We start from the raw sequence: 5,235 nt of genomic DNA, 5'->3' as shown, positions 1-5,235 counted from the left end.
CTTGCAAGGTCGCCTCGAGCTGGCTGGTGATGTCGGCCACCTGCTCGATGCCGACCTCGTGAATGGCCTTCGAGCCCATGCGGCTGGTGGTCTGCGCCACGATCGCCTTTTCGTAGTAAGCCTCGCCGTGCGGCAGCTTCCACACGCCAGCGTCTTGGCTGCTGAGCCGGCGCGCGCGCTCCAGCATGTCGACCTGGCGCGCCACCGCAGGCAGCGCCTGTTGCTCGAGAATCTGCCGTGCTTGGCGCTCCCAGTCGCCCGCGATGCCGTGCTCGCTCGTTCGTTGCACCAGCGACTTCAGCACGCCGTCCTGCAGCGTCGGCGTGGTCAACAGCGCGCGCATGTTGCGCAGCGTGGTGTCGAGCACAAAGCTGGGTGGTGTGATGCCCGCGGCGGCGTCAGCCGCGATGCGCGCGGTCTCGTCATCCAACGCCGCGCCAAAACCGGCCAGCCGATCGACAAAGGCTTGGGCATCGGAGGCGGATGCCACTGGGTGCTGTGTGCAGAGGAAATCCGGCAGTGCGTAGTAGATGCCCGACAACTGGGTCACCACGTAAGGCTGCGTCTCCTGAGGCTGGCCATGGGGCAGGGCAGCCGCCGCTTCGAGCGTCGCCCGGGCATGGAAGAGCACAGCGTCGCGATCCATGCGCGCCATGTCGGGCAAGGCCTGCGCGTCCACATCTCCCAGCGCGTCGGCGGCGGTACGCAGGCCCTGCAGGTAGGCATCAAGGGAATCGGCCGAGGTGATGTCGAGCCTGCCGCGCAAGGCGGCGTGGTCGCCAACGTCCAGGCCCAGTTGGGTGGCCTGCTGCGGAAAGGCGTTCAGCCGCTCGCCCAGCATCGTGTCGAGCTGTTGTGAGAGTTGAGCCGAAGCATCAGAGAGTGGACGGAGCATGGTGGGTCTTTTCAATTCGAGGAGGAGGTCGTGTCAACGACGACAAACAAGGTGAGCTGATGGCGTCGATGCAGATTCTCTGGACGAAGTCATGAGGCAGCAACGAGAATTCTCAGTTCCACACATCAACACGCCTTATGTCAGAGCTGGCGCGTCCCGCCCTTCCTCCCCTCAGCAGCGTGCGCGTTTTCGAGGCGGCCGCACGGCTGGGCAGCTTCACCCTGGCAGCGGTCGAGCTGCACATGACGCAGGCTGCGGTCAGCTACCAGGTCAAGCAGCTGGAGGATCGCCTCGGCGCCCCGCTGTTCGTGCGGCTGCCGCGCGGCGTCGCGCTCACGCCTTTGGGCCAAGGGCTGGCCAGCTCCACCACCGCCGCGTTCGACCAGCTGCGCGAAGGCTTCGCGCGGGCGCAGGGGCAGTCAGAGCATCTGCTGGTTATCTCCACGCTGCCGACCATTGCTGCGAGCTGGCTGGCGCCACGTCTGGGCGCGTTCCAGCTGCAGCACCCTGAGCTCGCGGTGCGCATGGACACTTCGATCGAAGCCGTGGACCTGCTACTGCAGGCCGATGTGGCCATTCGAAGCGGCAACGGCGACTGGCCGGGGTTGGAGGCTGACTTCCTCTTTCCGAACGTGTTCACGCCTCTTTGCAGCCCGGCCTTTGCGCGCCAGCATCGTTTGCGCTCACCAGCGCAGCTGGCGCGACTGCCGCGCATCGGCCGCTCGGCATGGTGGACGCTGTGGTTGCAACAGGTGGGCGTGACAACCGACGAGCCACTCGCTTCAGCTGGCGTCGAATTCGGCATTCAGCAGATGGACGTGGCATCAGCCCTGGCTGGCCACGGCGTCGCCATCGCCTCGCCGTTAGTCTTTGCCGCCGAGTTGGCCGCCAAGCGCCTGGTGCAGCCTTTCGACACCGTGGCGCGCGACGGCAAAGACCATTGGCTGGTTTATGCGAGCAGTCGGCGGCGGTTGAAGAAGGTGCAGGCGTTCAAGGCCTGGGTGCTGCAGGAAGCTGCACAGGCGCAGCTTGCACATGGCGTCTCATAGAAATCAGCCATGAGCGGATGGGTTCATCTGCAGCACCACGAGCTGGGCCTGCGCGAATGGCATCGTCCAGCCCGCGGCGCACATAGTCTGCCGTCGCGGGGCCGATGGGCCCGTCGATGCGCAGCGCAGCACGACCGGCGCGCCCGCGGCCGCCACCGGTGGCGCCTGGGCAGGCGCGCGTAACCAAGGCGCGCCCACGTCCCGCATCAGCGCGAGCGCGCAGGCCAGGCGTTGCCCGGCACCCATGGCGCGACCGCGCCGGCCTCAGTCCTCGACGCGGAAGCCGACCTTCAGCGTGACCTGGTAGTGGTCGACCTTGCCATCCGCGACGTGGCCACGCGTCTCAAGCACTTCGAACCAGTCGATCCGGCGGATGGTCTTGGCGGCGGTTTCGATCGCGTTGCGGATCGCATCGTCGGTGCCGGTGGTGGATGTGCCAACGATCTCGACGAGTTTGTAGACATGGTTGGCCATCATCGGCTCCTTTACATCTTCGGATCGGGCTTGAGGATCGCGACCGCCGCACCCAGCGAGTCGCCGAAGATCGCGATGCGGCCGACGGTGGGGATGTCGGTCGGCGGCATCGCCACGAAGCCCGAGCCGAGCTTCTGCGCCTTGGCGAATGTGGCGTCGCAGTCTTCCACGTGCACATACGGTAGCCACATCGTCGGCATCGGCTCCTTGGGCTGGAACAGGCCGGCGCGGCCCTTGTCGCCGCCAGTGTTGAGGATGTAGTAGGTGCCTTGCTCGCCCATGTCCATCGTGCTGTGGGTGTAGCCGAAGGCCTTCTCGTAGAAGGCGAGCGCCTTCTTCGCGTCGCTGGTCGAGAGCTCGTTCCAGACGAAGCTGCCGACTGGCACGTCGCCATCGGGCTCGTCGCCCTTGTCGCTGGTCCACAGGCAGAAGGCGGCACCGGTCGGGTCGGCCAGGCCTGCGCCGCGGCCCACTGTCGGGAAGTCGGTCGGTGGCATCAGCAGCTTGGCGCCAGCCGCGGTGGCGGCCTTCACGCCCTCGTCCACGTTCTTGACCGACATGTAGCTGATCCAGTGGTTGGGCGTGCCGGCGTCGGCCGTGCGCAGACCGCCGATGCCTTGGTTGCCGTTGAGCAGCATGTGGTAAGTCTGACCGCCCATCGGCATCGCCTCGGTGTGCCAGCCGAACAGCGGCTCGTAGAACGCGCGAGCCTTGGCCAGGTCGTTCGAGACATGTTCAAACCAGATGAACTTGCCGGGCAGGTACGGGGTCTTGGTGTTGGCTTGCATCGTGATGTCCTTTCCTTTTCTGCGCGGGTGGCGCGGGGTGGGAGGGGGTCGTCGCGGGGTGGCGATCAGGGCGCGGTGGCAATGAAGCTCGGGCGCTGGCGGATCACACCTTGCGCCCGGCGGATGTTCGGCATGTCGGTCAGCAGACGCTTGCCCTCGGGCATCTGCTCCACGTAATACAGGATCGGTGCCACGAACAGGTCGGCAAACGAGATGCCTTCGCCGGCGATGAAGTCGCCGCGCTCGTACACCTTCTCCAGTGCGGCCAACTGCGCCGGCATCTCGCTGACGGCACGGTCGATCACCGCGCGGTCGGGCTGGCCGGCCTCGCCTTTCGGAAAGATGTACTGCAGCACGTAACGGCGGACCATCGTGTCGTACAGGTAGCAGTTGACGGCGCTGACCCACTGGTCACACTGCACCCGGTCGCTGATGCGGCCGGGCGTGAGCAACGGGCCGTCGCCGAAGGACTCGTCGACAAAACGCAGGATCGCGGTCGTTTCCCAGATCGCGTTTTCGCCGTCCAGCAAGGCCGGCATGCGGCCGAAGGGGTGCACGGCCAACAGCTCGGGCGAATGCGGGGCGACGGGCTTGAGTGTGATCGCCACGCCCTTTTCCGCAAAGCCCAWGCGCGCGGTACGCACATAGCTGCTGCGCGGGCTGCCGAGCAGCGTCAAGGTGCCGGCGGTGCCCTGCGGGTCGACCAGGTCGTTGAGCTTGTTGAAGCACGAGTCCCAGCCGTGGCGGTGGTTGCTGCTTTCCAGCGCATTGCGGAAGCCGGTGTGGTGCATGCGCATTTCAGTGCCACCGTCGCGGCTGACCAGGTCGACCTCGATCACCGTCTGCAGGCCGGCAGGTACCGGCCCGTCACCTTCCCAGGCCCAGGTATAGGACAAGCGGTCCGGCGGACTCAGCTCAACGAACTGGCCACCGACCGCGTACTGGCGGCCATCGCGTGCACGCATCTGCAGCCGGTAGGCACCGCCCACGCGCACATCGGCACTCACCTCGACCGCCATCCCTCGCGGGCATTGCCATGCGCCCATCAGCTCGGGTTGGACGAAGGCGGCGTAGACCTTCTCGCGCGGCGCGCGGAAGAAGCGGGTCATCGTCAACTCGAAGGTTTCGTTCGGGTTCATCGCGGTTTCCTTTTCAGCGGTGGCGTGGCGCGTGGCGCGCGGGTCTTGGATCGGGTTGTTGGGCGTCGCGGTCGGGCGGCCGGCGGCGAGGCGTCGGTGGCGGCCGGCGGTGCTTCGAGCAGCTCGGCCAGCCGGTCGAGACTGGCCTCCCAGTAGTTGCGGTACTGCGCCAGCCAGTCGTGTGCGGCCTGCAGGCCCTCGGGCTTGAGGTGGCAGATGCGCCAGCGCGCATCGACCTGGCGCTCGATCAGACCGGCTTCTTCGAGCACGCGCAGGTGGCGCGACACAGCCGGAGCCGAGATCGAGAACGGCTCGGCCAGGTCGCCCACGTGCGTGTGGCCCTGCGCGAGCCGGGCCAGGATGGCGCGGCGCGTCGGATCGGCCAGTGCGGCGAAGGCGGAACTCAAGGGGTCATGGGCCAGGGGCATGATTTTCATTTAACGACTTGGTTAAATGAAAGTCAAGCGGGTGCGGCAAGTGGTGCGGTGAACCGGCTCAGCCGCCGAAGATCGGCCGCAGCGTGTCGATCTCGTCGACGATGAAGTCGAAGAACGCCGAGACCCGCTGGCTGTGCCGGACGCTTGGATGCGCCAGCACACGCCAGATGCGGGTCAGCTCGGGGACCGGGCCCAGCACGCGGACCAACTCGGGCTCGGCGTCGCCGATCGCGGTGGGCAAGGGCGCCACGCCCAGCCCCGCCTTGGCCGACTGCAGCACGCCGAGCACGCTGCTGTTGCGGGCGGCCATCCGGGCCCGCGGGGCGACCTGGGCCAGCCAGCGCGCCGCGCGGTGCTCGGCCATGCTGTCGTCGAAGCCCACCAGCGGGTGGTGGGCCAGGTCTGCGGGGTCGGACGGGCTGCCATGCTCGGCGACGTAGGTGGCGCTCGCAT

7 protein-coding genes are annotated in these 5,235 nt (G+C 67.1%); 1 reads left to right on the top strand and 6 read right to left on the bottom strand.

From position 1 onward, the window contains the following. Positions 1–895, bottom strand: an 895-nt coding sequence (locus tag AC1DYI_RS25660; RefSeq protein WP_477206963.1) for a DUF885 family protein, incomplete at its 3' end; no start/stop codon positions are given. A 179-nt stretch (positions 896–1,074) separates the two neighbouring features. Here AC1DYI_RS25660 and AC1DYI_RS25655 point away from each other — a divergent pair. Beyond that, the gene (locus AC1DYI_RS25655; RefSeq protein WP_477206962.1) at positions 1,075–1,944 is read left to right on the top strand and encodes a LysR substrate-binding domain-containing protein; all 870 of its coding nucleotides are present in this window, start codon (positions 1,075–1,077) and stop codon (positions 1,942–1,944) included. Positions 1,945–2,208: 264 nt separating this feature from the next. Here AC1DYI_RS25655 and AC1DYI_RS25650 read toward each other — a convergent pair whose 3' ends face one another. From AC1DYI_RS25650 to AC1DYI_RS25630, 5 genes are all read right to left on the bottom strand, one after another. Further along, positions 2,209–2,418, bottom strand: a complete 210-nt coding sequence (locus AC1DYI_RS25650; protein ID WP_477206961.1) for a dodecin — start codon at positions 2,416–2,418, stop codon at positions 2,209–2,211. An 11-nt stretch (positions 2,419–2,429) separates the two neighbouring features. Next, positions 2,430–3,206, bottom strand: coding sequence for a VOC family protein (locus AC1DYI_RS25645; RefSeq protein WP_477206960.1), 777 nt, complete (start codon positions 3,204–3,206; stop codon positions 2,430–2,432). A 65-nt stretch (positions 3,207–3,271) separates the two neighbouring features. Next, positions 3,272–4,345 carry an SRPBCC domain-containing protein gene (locus AC1DYI_RS25640; RefSeq protein WP_477206959.1) on the bottom strand — a complete coding sequence of 358 codons (1,074 nt, stop codon included), beginning with the start codon at positions 4,343–4,345 and terminating at the stop codon, positions 3,272–3,274. Next, the gene (locus tag AC1DYI_RS25635; protein WP_477206964.1) at positions 4,342–4,773 is read right to left on the bottom strand and encodes an ArsR/SmtB family transcription factor; all 432 of its coding nucleotides are present in this window, start codon (positions 4,771–4,773) and stop codon (positions 4,342–4,344) included. The genes AC1DYI_RS25640 and AC1DYI_RS25635 overlap by 4 nt, the downstream gene beginning before the upstream one ends. Before the next feature lie 67 nt (positions 4,774–4,840). Then, on the bottom strand, positions 4,841–5,235 hold a 395-nt coding region (locus AC1DYI_RS25630), incomplete at its 5' end, for a LysR substrate-binding domain-containing protein (RefSeq protein ID WP_477206958.1).

This window comes from Ideonella sp. P3_A4 (assembly GCF_056403075.1).
The sequence above is the reverse complement of the archived record's forward strand: the minus strand, read 5'-3'. Positions and strand labels throughout refer to the sequence as shown.